Origin of the sequence: Nocardia amikacinitolerans NBRC 108937, assembly GCF_001612615.1 — a bacterium.
Classification (GTDB): domain Bacteria; phylum Actinomycetota; class Actinomycetes; order Mycobacteriales; family Mycobacteriaceae; genus Nocardia; species Nocardia amikacinitolerans.
Map to the genome: position 1 here is coordinate 141,687 of NZ_BDAU01000022.1, position 15,062 is coordinate 156,748.

12 protein-coding genes are annotated in these 15,062 nt (G+C 69.1%); 7 read left to right on the forward strand and 5 right to left on the reverse strand.

The annotated features are described in order from the left end of the window. Positions 1 to 229: 229 nt before the first annotated feature. Positions 230 to 1,840, forward strand: a complete 1,611-nt coding sequence (locus NAM01S_RS18570; RefSeq protein ID WP_253799102.1) for an NTF2-like N-terminal transpeptidase domain-containing protein — start codon at positions 230 to 232, stop codon at positions 1,838 to 1,840. 62 nt (positions 1,841 to 1,902) lie between these two features. Here NAM01S_RS18570 and NAM01S_RS18575 read toward each other — a convergent pair whose 3' ends face one another. From NAM01S_RS18575 to NAM01S_RS18585, 3 genes are all read right to left on the reverse strand, one after another. Continuing rightward, the gene (locus NAM01S_RS18575; protein WP_067786923.1) at positions 1,903 to 2,262 is read right to left on the reverse strand and encodes a DUF3054 domain-containing protein; all 360 of its coding nucleotides are present in this window, start codon (positions 2,260 to 2,262) and stop codon (positions 1,903 to 1,905) included. Between the two features lie 117 nt (positions 2,263 to 2,379). Continuing rightward, positions 2,380 to 3,474, reverse strand: a complete 1,095-nt coding sequence (locus NAM01S_RS18580; protein ID WP_067786925.1) for a lysylphosphatidylglycerol synthase transmembrane domain-containing protein — start codon at positions 3,472 to 3,474, stop codon at positions 2,380 to 2,382. A 5-nt stretch (positions 3,475 to 3,479) separates the two neighbouring features. Beyond that, positions 3,480 to 5,000, reverse strand: a complete 1,521-nt coding sequence (locus NAM01S_RS18585; RefSeq protein WP_174554829.1) for an adenylate/guanylate cyclase domain-containing protein — start codon at positions 4,998 to 5,000, stop codon at positions 3,480 to 3,482. Between the two features lie 169 nt (positions 5,001 to 5,169). On the opposite strand from NAM01S_RS18585, the gene NAM01S_RS18590 reads away from it, so the two are divergent. The 4 genes from NAM01S_RS18590 to NAM01S_RS18605 all read left to right on the forward strand — a co-directional run bounded on the left by NAM01S_RS18590 (position 5,170) and on the right by NAM01S_RS18605 (position 8,978). Continuing rightward, positions 5,170 to 6,360, forward strand: coding sequence for an AI-2E family transporter (locus NAM01S_RS18590; protein WP_372511712.1), 1,191 nt, complete (start codon positions 5,170 to 5,172; stop codon positions 6,358 to 6,360). Beyond that, entirely contained in the window at positions 6,338 to 7,516 is a 1,179-nt protein-coding gene (gene macS, locus NAM01S_RS18595) for a MacS family sensor histidine kinase (RefSeq protein WP_067786927.1), read from the forward strand. The genes NAM01S_RS18590 and macS overlap by 23 nt, the downstream gene beginning before the upstream one ends. Positions 7,517 to 7,584: 68 nt before the next feature. Continuing rightward, on the forward strand, positions 7,585 to 8,217 hold the full coding sequence (locus NAM01S_RS18600; RefSeq protein WP_067787012.1) for a response regulator: 633 nt from the start codon (positions 7,585 to 7,587) through the stop codon (positions 8,215 to 8,217). A gap of 83 nt (positions 8,218 to 8,300) precedes the next feature. Further along, positions 8,301 to 8,978 carry a DUF1707 domain-containing protein gene (locus tag NAM01S_RS18605; protein WP_067786929.1) on the forward strand — a complete coding sequence of 226 codons (678 nt, stop codon included), beginning with the start codon at positions 8,301 to 8,303 and terminating at the stop codon, positions 8,976 to 8,978. A gap of 317 nt (positions 8,979 to 9,295) precedes the next feature. On the opposite strand, the gene NAM01S_RS36985 is transcribed toward NAM01S_RS18605, so the two are convergent. Further along, entirely contained in the window at positions 9,296 to 10,486 is a 1,191-nt protein-coding gene (locus tag NAM01S_RS36985) for a helix-turn-helix domain-containing protein (protein ID WP_067786931.1), read from the reverse strand. A gap of 325 nt (positions 10,487 to 10,811) precedes the next feature. Here NAM01S_RS36985 and NAM01S_RS18615 point away from each other — a divergent pair, with 325 nt between their 5' ends. After that, the gene (locus NAM01S_RS18615) at positions 10,812 to 11,273 is read left to right on the forward strand and encodes a hypothetical protein (RefSeq protein WP_067786933.1); all 462 of its coding nucleotides are present in this window, start codon (positions 10,812 to 10,814) and stop codon (positions 11,271 to 11,273) included. A 730-nt stretch (positions 11,274 to 12,003) separates the two neighbouring features. Continuing rightward, entirely contained in the window at positions 12,004 to 13,782 is a 1,779-nt protein-coding gene (locus NAM01S_RS18620; protein ID WP_169810871.1) for a DUF2339 domain-containing protein, read from the forward strand. Positions 13,783 to 13,923: 141 nt separating this feature from the next. Here NAM01S_RS18620 and NAM01S_RS18625 read toward each other — a convergent pair whose 3' ends face one another. Further along, complete coding sequence (locus NAM01S_RS18625) at positions 13,924 to 15,042, reverse strand: serine hydrolase domain-containing protein (protein WP_253799107.1); 1,119 nt, start codon at positions 15,040 to 15,042, stop codon at positions 13,924 to 13,926. Positions 15,043 to 15,062 lie beyond the last annotated feature (20 nt).

Genomic DNA, 15,062 nt, shown 5'->3' on the forward strand with positions numbered 1-15,062 from the left:
GTGACTGGATACCGTTATCGATCGGTCCCTCGAAGACTCGTCTTCGGGCACAATTGACAATGCTGAGCGTGGGTAACGGCCCGGTCACCGGGACGTCGCAAACAGGTTCATTTCAGGTACGGTGGTCTTGTTGCTGGAGTGACAAGAGTGAAGAGTGGGCGATATGGATGTGTGGGGATCCCGCCGCTTTCGCGTTCGGGGCGCAATGGCACTCGCGGGGGTGGCGGCTATGGCAGTCACCTTGGGTTCCTGCGGGTTTCGCGAGGAACCCAATGAGCCCGCGGCCGTTGTCGAGCGCTTCACCGAACTCCTCGATCAGCAGGACTACAAGAAGGCATCGGAACTCACCTCCTACCCGAACGCCGCTTCCGCAACGCTGAAGCAAATGTTCGAGGGTCTCGCTCCCGGCAAGGTCGACTACCAGAAGACCCAATTCATCGGTCTGGACGCGCAATCGGCGATCTTCAGCATGGACGTCGACTGGAGCTTCGGCGAGAACAAGAACTGGAGCTACAGCATCCAGGGCACCGTGCGCAAGCTGGCGATCGGCTGGCGGATCTCCTGGGAGCCGTCGGTCGTGATGCCGCAGCTGCAAGGGAACCGCACCGTGAAGCTGGTGCGCACCACGCCGAAGCCGCCGCCGCGGGTCCTCGACATGGTCGGCGCGCCGCTGATGCACGAGCAGGTCATCAACGTCATCAAGCTCGACCCGACGCGGATGCCAGACCCGGTCGCCTCCACCGACGCGCTGGCCAAGGCCATCGAGCCGGTCGCGCCGCTGATCACCGGTCCATCGCTGATGCAGCAGCTGGCGTCCTCGCAGGGCAAGCCGATCGTCGCGGTCAACCTGCGCGAGGGCGATTTCGCGATCCTCGAACCCCGCATGGCGCCGATTCCGGGCGTGGTGATGGAGAAGCACCCGCGGCTGATCTCCTCGGACCGCCGGGTCTGGTCGCCACAGCTGGACGCGCTGCGCAAGGTCTGGGAGACCAGCCAGGAGGAGCACTCCGGCTGGGGCGTGCAGATCTTCGAGCCGGACGGGCGATTCATCAGCCAGGTCGCCGGTTACCAGGGTCCGCCGGGGCCGGACATCGTCGCCACCATGGACCAGCGGTTGCAGCGTGCCGCCGAGGACGCGGTGGTCAGCGTCGGTACGCCCGCCTCCATCGTGGCGATCCAACCGTCCAGCGGCGCGGTGGTCGCGGTCGCGCAGAACAGCCAGGCCAGCGCGCACGGTCCGGTCGCGTTCACCGGTCTGTATCCGGTGGGCGGCAATATCGAACTGTTCCGTGCCGTCGCCGCGGCGACCAATGGCAAGGCGCCGCAGGACGTGTCGGTGCAGGAAGCGGCGGAGGCCGCGAGCAGGCTCGGCATCGGTATCGATTTCCAGGTGCCCGGGCTGGACGAGGTCACCGGACGGCTCGCCATCGCCGGACGCAGCGCCGAGCAGGTCCGCCAGGGCGGCGGGTCGGACGCGGTGCTGGCCAGTCCGTTCGGGATGGCGATCGCGGCGGCGTCGATCGCGCGCGGCGAGGTGCCCGCGCCGAAGATCGAGGTCGCGCGCACCGGCGGCACCGACGCGCAGCTGACGCCGTTGGGCGGCGAGCTGACCGAACGGCTGCGCACCATGCTGCGCGAGGCCACCGGGTCTCCGCACCTGACACCGTTGCGGCCGCACCCGGTGATCGCTTACGCGGCGACCGCGGGCGAGGACGGCTGGTTGATCGCCAACATGGGCGATCTCGCGTTCGCGATCCACATCAACGATGTGGACAGCGGGAACGCCACCGCGCGGATGGCGGCCAGGATGTTGCAGTCGTTGGCGACGCCGGAGCCGTGATCGGCGGGCGCTGATCGTCAGGGTGCCGAGCGGGGTCGATCGGCAGGGTTCGGACGATCGGATCAGTTCAGTGCCCGGATCGCCGCGCGCCAACCGAGCAGGAACAACGCGAGCACGGTCCCCGCGACCAGCACGAAGCTGAACGCGGTCCCCTGCCCGCTGATCACCCGCAGCACCATGCCGCCGATGAGCGTGGACAACCAGATCAGGACTCCGGTCGGCCACAGGACCGTCCCGTCGAAACGCCCCGCGCGACCGGCGACGACCAGCGCGAGGACCCATCCGATGGCCAATCCGATCGCGAACGGCCACAGCGTCTTCAGCAGCCCCGCGATCACCGCCTCGTCGTGACTGCGCCGTCCGATGACGCAGAACAGGATCACCAACAACGCGTCCACCGCCAACGGAGCCAGTCTCTTCACCCGCGCAAGCGTAGTGCGGCATCGTTTCGATCTCGATCTTGACACCGCCCCGAGACCTGCCCTGACCAGTCACGTCGTGCGGCCGGAGCGAATGCGGAGGTCCAGTCACGCCGCGTTTCACAGCGTGCGGCGCGTTTCGAATTCCTTTTCGTAGTCGGCCTCGTCGGCCGACGGGGTGCGGAAGAGGAAGGCGAAGACGATCCAGCCGACGATCGCGACCAGGATGAAGCTGACCATCCGGTAGACGAACGCCGCGGCGACCGCTTGGGCGGCGGGCAGGCCCGCGCCCGCGGTGAGGCCGTAGATCAGTGTCGCGTCGACGTAGACGATGCCGCCGGGAGCGAAAGGGATGGAGCCGACGGCCTTGCCCGCGGTGAACGCGATGAGCAGTCCGGCGAGTTTCGGCTCGGCGCCGACGGCGTAGCAGGCCGCGCCGAGGCAGGCGACGTCGCCGAATCGGTGCACCACCGCCCAGCCCGCCACCCAGACCCCGTCGCGCTTGCCGAGGTCCACCGACTCGAGCTGGGCGAGGATCTCGGCGACCTTCGCCATCCCCTGGTCGGCGGGCCGTTTACGGATCCGGTTGACCAGCGCGAGCAGCCGCCGCAGCACCTTCTCCAGCGAGCCGGGATTGCGCGAGACGTAGTTGCCTGCCCAGATCAGCGCGGCCACCGCGGCGAGCGAAAGGATGAGCTTGAGCGGCCCGACCTGGTTGCCGACCAGCAGCGCACCCGCGACGGCGAGCAGCGCGAGCCCGGCGGTGGCGATCACCCCGGAGATCACCAGCTGCCAGGATGCGACGATCGGACTCGCGCCCCAACGCCGGGTCTGCCGATAGGTGAACGCGGTGGAGAAGACCTGTCCCGCGGGCAATGTCACTGACATCGCGGTCGCGCCGTAGACGACTGCCACGGATTTGCGCTGACTCACATCGACGCCGCCCGCGTGCAGCAGTTGTTTCTGCACCCGGCCGAATCCGCTCATGGAAAGCGCTTGCAACCAGATACAGGCAGCGACCCAGCCCCAATGAATTTCGGTGAGTTTTTGCCACGATTCGTGTAATCGCGGCCACAGGTAGACGCCTTCGCCTATCAACAAAGCCAGCAGCGCGGCGCCCAGCAACCATTTGACCCACCAGAATTTGCGCCGGCCTTGCTCGACGGTGGACGTTCGCGGTGCAGGCTCGCCCGCTGGATCCCCGTTGGCCGTCACGCGCGTCAGCCTAGCGAAGGAATTGTCTCGGCGTCGGCATCGGTGCGCGGGTCGGCGCCCTCTTTCGGCCAGGCCAATCGCGTTTTCCGGCGCCGACCGCGCAGCTGCACTTCCTCGCCCGCGATCCAGAACTCCTGCTCGCTTTCCTCCGCGAAATACAACGCGCTGCCGGAGGCGAGCACCCGGCCGGGTTGATCTTTGGCCAATTCGGTCAATCGGGACGCCTCGTTGACCGGGTCGCCGATCACCGTGTATTCGAAACGATTGGCGGCGCCGATATTTCCGGCGACCGCGAGACCGGCTGACACGCCGATGCCGATGTCGAGGCCGGGCACCTCGCGCAGCGCCTCGCGCAGTTCGCGACCGGCGGCGAGCGCCGCGGTGGGCGCGTCCGGCCGGTCCAGCGGCGCACCGAAGATGGCGAGCGCCGCGTCGCCGACGAACTTGTTGACGAACCCGTGGTGCCGGTCGATCACGTCGACCACGATCCGGAAGAACTCGTTGAGCAGGCTCACCACTTCGGTCGGCGGCCGTTCGGCGGCGGTCGCGGTGGAGCCGACCATGTCCACGAACAGCACCGCGACGAACCGGGTCTCGCCGCCGAGCTCGGTGCCGTAGTCGAGGGCGCGCTGCGCGACCTCCTCGCCGACGTGTTGGCCGAACAGCTCTTGCAGCTGGCGCCGCTTGGCCGCCTCCTCCATCATCCGGTTGAAGCCGACCTGGAGCAGGCCGATCTCGCTGCCGTCGAACACCTCGACCTGCACGTCGCGGGCGCCTTCCTGCACCCGGTCGATGGCCTGGCTGAGCTGGCGCACCGGGTCGGAGATGCTCGAGCCGGTGAGCATGGACAGCGCGAGCGCCTGCGAGATCACCACGCCGCACAGCAGCAGGATCGAGATCGCCAGCGACTGCGCCGAGAACTTCACGTCCGAGGAGATCTGGGTGACGCAGAGCAGCACGATGGCGATGGTTGGCGCGAAGGTGCCCATGCCCCAGGTCATCGCCATCCTGGTGCCGACGCCCGGCGTCAGGGTGTGATCGAAGGTGCCCTCGGTCAACGCCTGCGCGGCCACCGGTCGCAGGATGCGCTCGCCGAGCATGTAGGTGAAGCCGAACACGATGGTCGCCGCCATGCACTCGGTGACGATCACCGCGCCTGCCAGCTCGGGCGTGTCGGAGATGATGAGTCCGGCGAGCACCGCGCCGCCGATCAACCACAGCGCCAGGTGCAGGATCGCCTGGCGCAACGGCGCGTGCAGCGCGGCCATCTGTTCCTGGCGGCTCGGCGGCCCGCCGCGCATCTGCCAGCGCATGACCGGGCGCAGCATCAATGCGGAGGCGGCGAGGCTGAGCAGGCCGCCTGCGATGAAGACGAGAGCGGGGATGAGCAGACCGGTGCGTCGGGTGCCGGCCGCCTCGCCTTCCGGAACGGGGAGTCCGTACTGGATGAACGCCCACACCAGCACCGCGCCGAAGGCGTTCGCCAACAGCATCGATGTCAGGTAAAGCGGCCAGCGCGTACGCATGGTCTGTTTGACCGCTTCCAAGGGCGCTGACACGCCCCCCAATCTAGCGTTTCGATCATTCGTCCACGTGCGGCTGTCCGGTGGGCGGAGTTGGTCGGCGACCTCCGTTACCCTGAGCGAGGTGACCGAGCTCGAGGAACGCCCGCGCCGGGACTCCGCCGCGGACGCGGTGCACCCGATAGTCCGGCAGACCGCCGAGTGGGCATGGCGACTGCTGGTCATCCTGGCCGCCGTGATCGCCGTGGCGATGATCGTGCAGCGACTGGCGACCGTCGTCATTCCGATGGCGATCGCGCTGCTCGCCGCCGCGCTGCTCGCGCCGCTGGTGGACTGGATGCAGCGGCTCGGCGTGCCGAGGTGGGTGGGTGTCTTCGTCTCGCTGGTCGGCTCGCTCGGGCTGGTCGCGGGCATCATGACCTTCGTCGTCGAGCAGTTCGTCGCCGGTGTGCCGCAGCTGTCCGACGAATTCACCGACAGCATCCACCGGGTCCAGGACTGGTTGATCAACGGTCCGCCGCACCTGAGCGACGATCAGATCCGCAACGCGGGCGACGCCATCGTCAAGGCCATCCAGTCCAACCAGGACAGTCTCACCTCCGGCGCGCTCACCACGGCTACGGTGATCGGGCACATCCTCACGGGCACCTTCCTCACGCTGTTCATCCTGATCTTCTTCCTCTACGGGGGCGATCAGGTCTGGGAGTTCGTCACCCGGGTCGTGCCGACCCAGCACCGGGAGCGGGTCCGGCTGGCCGGTCAGCTCGGCTTCGGATCGCTGGTCGGCTTCGTGCGCGCGACGGTGGTGGTCGCGGCCGTCGACGCCATCGGCATCGGCGCGGGACTTGCGATACTCGGGGTGCCCCTGGCGCTTCCGCTTGCCTCGCTAGTGTTCATCAGCGCGTTCATCCCGATCATCGGCGCGTTCCTCGCCGGTTCCATCGCGGTGTTCATCGCGCTGGTCACCAAGGGCCTGGTGACGGCGCTGATCGTGCTCGGCATCATCATCGCGGTCATGCAGCTGGAAAGCCACGTGCTGCAACCCCTGCTGCTCGGGCGCGCGGTCAGCATCCATCCGCTTGCGGTGGTGCTCGCGATCGCGGCGGGCGTCGTGCTCGGCGGAATCGCGGGCGGCCTGCTCGCCGTCCCCGCCGTGGCGGTGATGAACACGGCCATCCGATCGTTGCTCGCGGAGCGTCCCGAGGAGGCGTTCGGCGAACTCCAGACCGCCGAGCCGCATTTGTATTCGGCGGAGCCGGACCACCCGGATCCCGGACGGGTCGCCGTCGCGGCGACGTTGGCGGAGCGGTCCAAGCGGTCGAATTCGCACGGCGGAACCGATGAGCCGGACCCCGCCGTCTGAGCTCAGTCCCGCCGACGCGGCGACCGCGCCGCTGTGGCGGGCCGTGCAGGCGTTTCGGCTCGTCACGCTGCTGTACGCGGTCGGTCAGCAGATCGCGTCGGTGCCCTACTACCAGAACCAGCGCCTGAGCTGGGTGTTCATCGCGCTGATGGTGGTGTGGTCGGGGCTTTCGGCGCTGATGCTCTCACAGTGGCAGGTGGCCGACGTGGCCAAGGTGCGGGTCTGGGTGGTGATCGGCGACCACATCGTGGTGATCGGTTTGATCGCCGCGACCCGGCTCGTCGCGGACTACGACTGGTACCACGGGCACCAGACCCTGCCGACCACCATGTGGGCGGCCAACGCGGTGATCTCGGCGGCGATCCTGCGCGGTCCGATCGCGGGCATCGCGTCCGGGTTGATGATCGCCGCGGTCATCATCACCGTGCGCGACCAGTGGGGCCAGGACGTCTGGGCCGACGCGACCGCGCCGGTGCTCGTCTCGGTCGGCCTCGCGCTCGGGCTTGCCGCCAACACCGCCAGGCGCGCGCAGGAGCAGTTGCAGCGCGCGGTGCGCCTGACCGCCGCCGCCGAGGAACGCGAGCGGCTCGCCCGCGAAGTGCACGACGGCGTCCTCCAAGTGCTCAGCTACATCAAGCGGCGCGGCAGCGAAATCGGCGGTCCCACCGAGGAATTGGCGCTGCGCGCCGGAGAGCAGGAGGTGGCGCTGCGTGTACTGATCTCCGAGCAGGGCGTGCGCGAGGACGCGGGCGGCGCCGAAGTGGACCTGCGTCCGCTGCTGACCGTGCACGCGACACCGAAGATCTTCGTGTCCACGCCGGGCGAGCCGGTTCGGGTGGGGCGTTGGGCCGCGGGCGAACTCGCCGCCGCCGTCGCCACGGCCTTGGCCAATGTCGAGCTGCACGCCGGACCGGACGCGAAAGCATATGTGCTGCTGGAGGATACCGGCGACGAGCTGATCGTCAGCGTGCGCGACGACGGCGTCGGCATCGCGCAGGGCAGGCTGGCCGAGGCGGAGGCCGAAGGGCGGATGGGGGTTTCGCGGTCGATCGTCGGCCGCATCGCCGCGCTCGGCGGCACCGCCGAACTGCTCACCGAGGGCAGCGTGGGCGAAGGCGTCGAATGGGAGTTCCGCGTGCCGCGCGATGCGCGCTGACCTGGCAGGATGAAGTTGGCGAAAGGAGCGGTGCGGTGACCGACGGTGCGGCCGAGACCATTTCGGTGATGGTGGTGGACGACCACCCGATGTGGCGCGACGGGGTGTCCCGCGACCTCGCCGAGGCCGGATTCGAGGTCGTCGCGACCGCGGACGGCGTCGGCTCGGCCACCAGGCGCGCCGCGGCGGTGCGACCCGCCGTCGTGCTGATGGACATGCAGCTGCCCGACGGGAACGGCGCGACGGCCACCGCCGAGGTGTTGCGCGTCTCGCCGCAGAGCCGGGTGCTTGTGCTCTCCGCGTCGGCCGAGCGCGACGACGTGCTCGACGCGATCAAGGCGGGGGCCTCCGGCTACCTGGTCAAGAGCGCGTCGGCGGCCGAACTGATCGAGGCGGTGCGCGCGACGGCGGCCGGTCAGCCGGTGTTCACCCCCGGCCTGGCCGGGCTGGTGCTCGGCGAATACCGCCGCATGGCGACCGCGCCCGCCGAGCCCGACGAACCGCACCGTCCCGCGCTCACCGAGCGGGAGACCGAGGTGCTGCGGATGGTGGCGAAAGGGTTGTCCGCCAAGCAGATCGCGTCGCGGCTCGGGTTGAGTCATCGCACGGTGGAGAATCACGTGCAGGCGACCTTGCGGAAGTTGCAGCTGGCCAACCGCGTCGAGCTCACCAGATACGCGATCGAACAGGGGCTCGAGTAGGCGCGGCATCCGACCAACGGAGGAGTGGTGATCGGGGAACGCCCTGATGCCGCGACCCGCCGAATCTCGGTAATCTCGAAGCCATGGGCGGACCCGAATCGGTATCCAATGGCGTCGGCTCCGTCGGTGATCGGGATCTGCGCGTCTCCGACGCCGAACGCGAGCACGTCGGTCAGCTGCTGCAGCGGGCGGTCGGGCTCGGGATGCTCTCGCTCGGCGAGTTCACCGAACGGATGGACACCGCCCTCGCCGCCAAGACCCGCGGCGAACTGAACGCCGTGCTCATCGATCTGCCCGGCGTGCGCATGATCGGTCAGCCCGCCGCACCGCCCACCACGTTCGTGAACTCGACGCCCTCGTTCGCGAAGCGGCCGCCCATGCCGCCGACCCCCGCGGGCAACGTGATCCGCGGCCGCATGTCGGGTGTGACTCGGCGCGGGCCGTGGCAGGTCGCGCCCTCGCTGCACCTGAACAACTGGTTCTCCGGCGTGACGCTCGATTTCACCGAGGCGGTGATGTCGACCCAGGTGGTGGAGATCGACGTCGACGATTTCTGCAGTTCGCTGACCCTGGTGGTGCCCGCCGAGGCGACCGTCGACCTGAACGGCCTCGACCTCATCGGCGCGAGCGTGAACAACAAGGTCCGCACCGGGCCGCCGATCGGGCCACTGCACCTGGTCGTGCACGGGAGTATCCGCTTCGGCTCGGTCACCGCGAAGCACCCGTTCATCGCGCATTGGCGCAAGCTGCTCGGTCACTGATCCGGGCGCCGGGCTCGTCGGGCGGTCGTCGCCGTCCTACGCCCAGCCGTAGTTCGTTGCCGAAAGCCGCTGGGACACCTGGCGAATGGGCGCGGCGAGTTTCCCGGCTCGGTCGCCCACTTGGCTTCGAAGCCGCCCGATGGGCTGGGGATACGTCGCGGAGACGGCCGTGCGGCGAATTCAGGGGAACAGCGCGCCGCTGCGGGTAGCGGGCCACGCGGCGAGGTTTGGACAGCGGCATGCAGCCGCCCGGAGGAAGCGGCCCGGCAGCGATTCGCGGGAACACCGACCGGATGCCGCGCGGGCGGCGGAGACGGTCAGGTGTTCACTCCGATGCGGCGGGCGAAGGCGCGCAACGGAACTCGGCGGTCGTGGTCGAGGAGTTCGGAGACGATGTGGCGGGGGAGGGACTGGTATTTGATCCAGTCGCCACCGCCGACGCGTTCGGCGTTGAGCAGGGCGTCCAGTGCGCGCTGGTGCTGGCCGGTGCGGGTCAGGGCGACCGCGGTGTCGGCCAGGTGGCGGGCGCGCGAGGCTTGCGGCAGACCGCTGTTCGGCGGCATCTCCTCGGCCGCGGCCAGCGCCTCGGAGTAGCGTTCGGACGAAACGTTCACGTCCACCGTCTGCATCACGACTTGCGAAGGGCCGAAATAGGTTTCGTAGTCTTGGCGGTCGGTGCCGATGCGCAGCGCGACCTCGCTCGCCGCCTCGATCAGCGAGAGCGCCTCCGGTACGTCCTGGGCCCGGCCCGACGCCGTCGCGCCCTGCAACACGAGCGAACCGTACGCGGACAAGTGCGCGTGCGGCACCTCGCCAGCGGGCTCCAGCTCCGTCGCGGCGCGCAGCGCGACCCGGCGCGACTCGTCGTAGCGGCCCTGCACCAGCAGCTGCCAGGCCACCGAGCCGCGGATGGTCGCGAGCAGCAGCGGATCGTTGCCGCGCTCGGCGGCGGTGAGCGCTTGGCGGATGGCGAGGAACGCGGGGTCGGTCTGCCCGAGATGCACCAGCGTGCAGCCGGTGACCCAGCACATGCGGGCCAGCAATTCGTTGGCAGGGGCGACGGCGCCGTTGCGCGCGGCGTGCACGGTCGCCCGCAGCTGGGTGAGGTTGGCGGGCAGGATCGTGGTGAGCAGTTCGTAGCGGCCCGCCCAGTACGCGCCCCAGGCGTAGTCGACCGCGCGGCGGCCGTCGTCGAGGCTCACGGCCTCTTCCTCGGGCACCTCGCCGAGCAGGTCGTCAACGGGGGTCAACGCGCGCCGGATGGCGACGATGCCCGCGTCCGGGTTGCCGGAAGGTACCCCGTGGCGCTTGCCGATCAGATCGGAGATGTCCACGTCCAGCGCGCGGGCCAGTTTCTGCAGGCTCGCGATGGACGCTGTCTGGCGTCCGCCCTGCTCGAGCTTGCGCACGAGATCCACGCTGACACCGGCTTGGTCGGCAAGCTGGCGCTGCGTGAGCGCTTTGCCGCGAAAACGCCGGATCCGCACCCCGATCGACGAATCGTCCATGTACCCGAGTCCTTTGTTACATCTGGGTTTCAGGGTACGACGCTAACCCGTCGAGTTCATCCGAAGTGGGACATTACGTACGACTCGTTTGCCTCTGGTTGGAATACCGTTGCCTTTCTGCAACTTTGAGAACGCAAAGGGCGGCGGCAATGACAACGATGCCGAAAACCACTGTGCGAGCCCGGCGCGCCGATCGCGCGACCGCATCGCAAGTCTTCCTCGTTCGACCCGAACAGCTGCGCCCGAGCGGCCGCGACCTGCACGGCCCGCTACGTCGTCGGCCGATCACCTGCCACAGCACCGTAATCGCCTGAGGGGAAGCGTCATGTTCGAACGTTGTCACAGCCCGCACGAAGCAGCGCACCTGCTTCGACATCGGTACGGATTGCCCGTCCAACTGCTCGCCGGACGCCCCGTGGTGACCACCGGCACCCTGCTCGGCGGCATCGTCATGCCGCCGGAACTCGGCAGGAAGGTCCTCGCCATGCTGGACCGGACCCAGCTCGCGCCCGTGGTCGCCGACCCCGGCGATCGCAGCTGGACTTTTCTGGTGACCCCGCCGAGCCCCGCCACCCCGGTCGACGTGCACGTCCGGCGCTGCCTCGCCGGACATCAGGTCACGGTGATCCCCGGCGGCCGCCACCTGCTGCTGCCGAGCACCGACTCCCGCCTCGGCTGGCACTGGGCGAGCGAGCCCGCGCCCGGCGTGCTGCGCATGCCGCCGCGCGCGAACGTCATCAGCGCCGTCCACCAGGTGACGGGCATGCGCACCGCGCCAACCCCATGACCGCCCGGCGCGACCGGCCCCCACCCGCGAGCCGGTTGGGGGTCGGTCGGGGCGAAATCGGGTAGATATCGGCCCGTCACCGGGGGTTTCTACTCATGTTCGGTACGTATGAGGGGCCGAGCATGGGGATATGACTACATCTATCGATCCGGCGCTGATCTCGCGGTTGTCGGGTGAGTTCACCGCGCTGGGTACGCGGATGGGTGCGCTCGGACGTGATCTGGCGCTGCTGAGCGAGCAGGTCGCGCCGGGAGTTGCCGTGGCCGGTCCGGCGAGTGCGCCGGGCGGCACGGATCCGATTCCGGTGCCACTGCGTGAACCTGCGTCGGCGGCTGCTCGGCGCACGGCGGCCTCGTCCGAGACGGACCTCGGTTCCGGAGCGTCGGCGTCCGCTGAGGGGGGCGATGCGAGCTCTGCTGCCGCTGGGAGTACGGCTGCTGGCGAGGGTGGGCAGACTGCGGGTTCGGCTTCGGGCGCGGGAGGAGGCACGGGCGCTCCTCCCGCCGGAAGCGCGCCCGTTCCGCCTCCGACAGTCGGTTCTCGGGCGCCTTGGCCGGGTCACGGGTCGGCGTATATGGCTGCGGCGCAGCAGGGTTCGGGCGTTGTGCCGCCCTCGGGTGTGGCGCCTCCTTCGGGTGAGGTGCCCCAATCGGGTGCTGTGCCGCCGTCGAGTGTCGCGCCGACTTCCGGCGTCGGGCCCCAGCCGGGTGCTGTGCCGCGAGCCGGTGTGATGCCGCCGTCGAGTGTCGCGCCGACCTCCGGCGTGCCCCGGCCGGGTGCTGTGCCGCCGCCAGGTGTGCTGCCGCCGTCGGGTTTTGTGCCGCCGCAGGCATGGGGCCGGGCTCCGCGGGGCGCGATGCCGATGGGCGGTGGGATGGTGCCGCCCGGTATGCGACCGCCCGCGCCGCCGGTGCGGCGCGAACCGCATGTTCCGTGGTGGCAGCGGGACGGCGTGATCAGCCGGGTGCTGGCCGTGGCCGGTGTGGCGGTGACGTTGATCGGCGTGGTCATGCTTTTGGTTCTCGCGGCGCAGGCCGGATTCTTCGGCCCGGTACCGAGAGTTGTTGCGGGAGCAGTGTTCTCGGCCGCGCTTGTCGGTGCGGGGATGCGGGTCTTCGGTAAGGCCGGCGGGCGGGTCGGCGGAATCGCGTTGGCGGCCACCGGTATCGCGGGCGCATACCTGGATGTGATCGCCGTGACCGCGGTCTATCACTGGCTGAACCCGGTGGTCGGTTTGGCGGCGGCGTTCGCGGTCGCGGCGGGCGGCGTCGGGCTGGCGATGCAGTGGAAATCGCAGCCGCTGGCGGTGCTTGTGGTGCTGGGTGCGGCGCTGCTCGCGCCGTTCGTGACCGTCGAGCTGATGCTGCTCGGGTTCCTGATCGCGCTGCAATTGGCCTGCGCGCCCGTGCAATTCGGCAGGGACTGGCCGTTCCTGCACGTCGTCCGGACCGCGCCCGCGGTGATCGCCACCCTGGTCGGCATCGCTGTGGCGCTCCTGGATACCGATTACACCCGCGAGCTGTGGCTCTTGGTCGCCGCGATCGCGACGGCGCTGATCGGCACGGTCGGAACCGTGCTCGTGGTGCGCCGACGTGCCGATGACGTCACCGCGACCGTCGCCTTCGCCATCTCGACCACCCCGTTGCTCGCGGCGCCCGCGCTGTTCGACCGTCGCGGCGCCGTCCTGATCGCGGGGCTTTTCGCGCTGGTGCTGCTCGCGACCGCCGCGTCGGCGCTGCTGCCGAAAACCCGTGAGCTGGCGAAGCTTCCGGGCCACACCGCCGTCGCCGCGGCTGTCGCGGGCTCCTTCGCGTTGCTCGAAGCATGCGTCGGCGTGACGAGCACGCAAACCCTCCCCATCGCGACGCTCCTGGTGGCACTTGGCTTCCTCGGCGTGGCTGGCCAGCTGCGTTCCGGCGTCGCCGCGGGGCTCGGCATCGCCTTCGCGCTCATCGGCGGTCTCGCCTTCTTCGCGAACGCGACGCCGGAAAGGCTTGCGTCGCAACACCTCGCCGAGGAGCACCTGTCGATCTCCACCACACTCGCGGCGATCATCGGCCTCGCCGTCGTCGCGGTGGCGGTATGGACCATCCGCCGACTGGCGGGCACGCCGAAGGGCGGCGCCGAGGACTCGATCCTCTGGATCGCGGCGAGCGGCGCGGCCCTCTACCTGGTGACCGCCGCGATCGTCGCGATCGGCGCCGCGACCGGCGCGCAGGACGGTTTCGTCATCGGCCACAGCATCGCCACCATCGGGTGGATGGCGGCCGCCACCGTCGCCCTGCTCTACGGCCTGCGCAACCTCGCCCGCTCCGCCGCCATCGCCAAGGTCGCCCTCGGCTCCGGCCTGCTGGTCACCACCGCCGCCCTGGCCAAACTCTTCCTCTTCGACCTGGCCACCCTCGACGGCCTGATCCGAGTCGCCGCCTTCCTGGTAGTCGGAATCCTCCTGCTACTCACCGGAACCCGCTACGCCCGATCCTTCGCCGAAGCGAAAGACGCCGACTGACCACGTGCGGCCAGGCGCATTGTCACAAAACTCGCAGACCCGCCACACGGCGCAGCCCGCGCACCTCCTGCGAAGCGTGTGCACGGTCTGCGAGGCCGGTTCGATCCGAGACTGCCGTTGGCTGGCTGGTGGCTGCGTGTCTCAACCACACAGGGTCAGATGAGTGAGGGCTTGGAGTGCGTCGTCGATGGGATGGGGCTGCGGCTTGCCCGCCGGGTCGAGTCGGTTCCAGCGCTGTAGGTTCACCGCGATGGACGCTTGCCGTTTGCCGTCGGCGCTGGTCATGGACATCGCGCCGCCGCCCCAGACCGAACCTTCATGCCCCCAGTAGATGCCGTGGCCTGGCACGGTCATCTTCTGCAGGCCCAAACCGTAGTCGCCTGTCCTTCCATCGAAGGCGATGACCGGAGCGGTGCGTTGCATCTGCGCCAGCGATGCTCGGCTGATGATTTCGTCGCCGAGCAGCAGACTGTAGAAGCGGTTCAGGTCCGCGACGGTCGAAATCAGCGAAGCCGCGGGCCCCGTCCACGACATGTCATAGACGCTGTAGTCGCGCGGTGGGTCGATCATGCCGAACCATGCCTCGTAGTGCAGTGAGTGCGGTCCGTCGATATGCGGTCCGGCCGGGAGCTCGGTGTCCCGCAGTCCGGCGCGCTCGATGATGTTGCGGGTGATGTATTTCTCCGCCGAGGAACCGGTCACCGACTCCAGAAGTTGGCACAGGAGTAGGTAATTGGTGTTCGAGTAGATCCCGGGTGTGCCACCCGGGGTGCCGGTGGCAGGCGCCGAGACCCCCATCTCGATCAGCTCGGTCGCGTGAAACCTGGTGAGCCGGTGGTCATCCAGACTCTCCGGTGTGGTTTCAGCCAGGGCGGGGAAGGCCGCGAGTGAAGGGTAGGCATACGGGAAGTACTCGGCGAGACCGCTGGTGTGGTTGATCAACATCCGGACCGTGATCGCCGCACCGCGTTCGCCGGGAACCAGCCGCGGCAGGTAGTGGCCGATCGGGGTGTCGAGCGCTATTTCGCCGTTGTCGACCAGCTGCGGCACAGCGGCGGCGGTGAACGTCTTGGTGATGCTGCCGACGCGGTGTCGCATATCGGCGGTGACGGGCCGGCCGGTATCGACATCGGCTACTCCGGCGGCGCCGCGCCAGATTTGGTTGCCGTCGCGCACCTCGGCGAAAACTCCGGGTATGCCCGCGCGATGGACGTTCTGCAGTGCGGTCTGTAGCTTCTCGGGATCGAATGTGGTGGTCACGGCACAACTATCGATCGCGC

Excerpts from the sequence above, each read along its gene's own strand:
- NAM01S_RS18570 (WP_253799102.1), top strand. The coding sequence starts at position 230 with ATGGCAGTCACCTTGGGTTCCTGCGGGTTTCGCGAGGAACCCAATGAG.
- NAM01S_RS18585 (WP_174554829.1), bottom strand. The coding sequence starts at position 5,000 with ATGCGTACGCGCTGGCCGCTTTACCTGACATCGATGCTGTTGGCGAAC.
- macS (WP_067786927.1), top strand. The coding sequence starts at position 6,338 with ATGAGCCGGACCCCGCCGTCTGAGCTCAGTCCCGCCGACGCGGCGACC.
- NAM01S_RS18600 (WP_067787012.1), top strand. The coding sequence starts at position 7,585 with ATGGTGGTGGACGACCACCCGATGTGGCGCGACGGGGTGTCCCGCGAC.
- NAM01S_RS18605 (WP_067786929.1), top strand. The coding sequence starts at position 8,301 with ATGGGCGGACCCGAATCGGTATCCAATGGCGTCGGCTCCGTCGGTGAT.
- NAM01S_RS36985 (WP_067786931.1), bottom strand. The coding sequence starts at position 10,486 with ATGGACGATTCGTCGATCGGGGTGCGGATCCGGCGTTTTCGCGGCAAA.
- NAM01S_RS18615 (WP_067786933.1), top strand. The coding sequence starts at position 10,812 with ATGTTCGAACGTTGTCACAGCCCGCACGAAGCAGCGCACCTGCTTCGA.
- NAM01S_RS18620 (WP_169810871.1), top strand. The coding sequence starts at position 12,004 with ATGCCGCCGTCGAGTGTCGCGCCGACCTCCGGCGTGCCCCGGCCGGGT.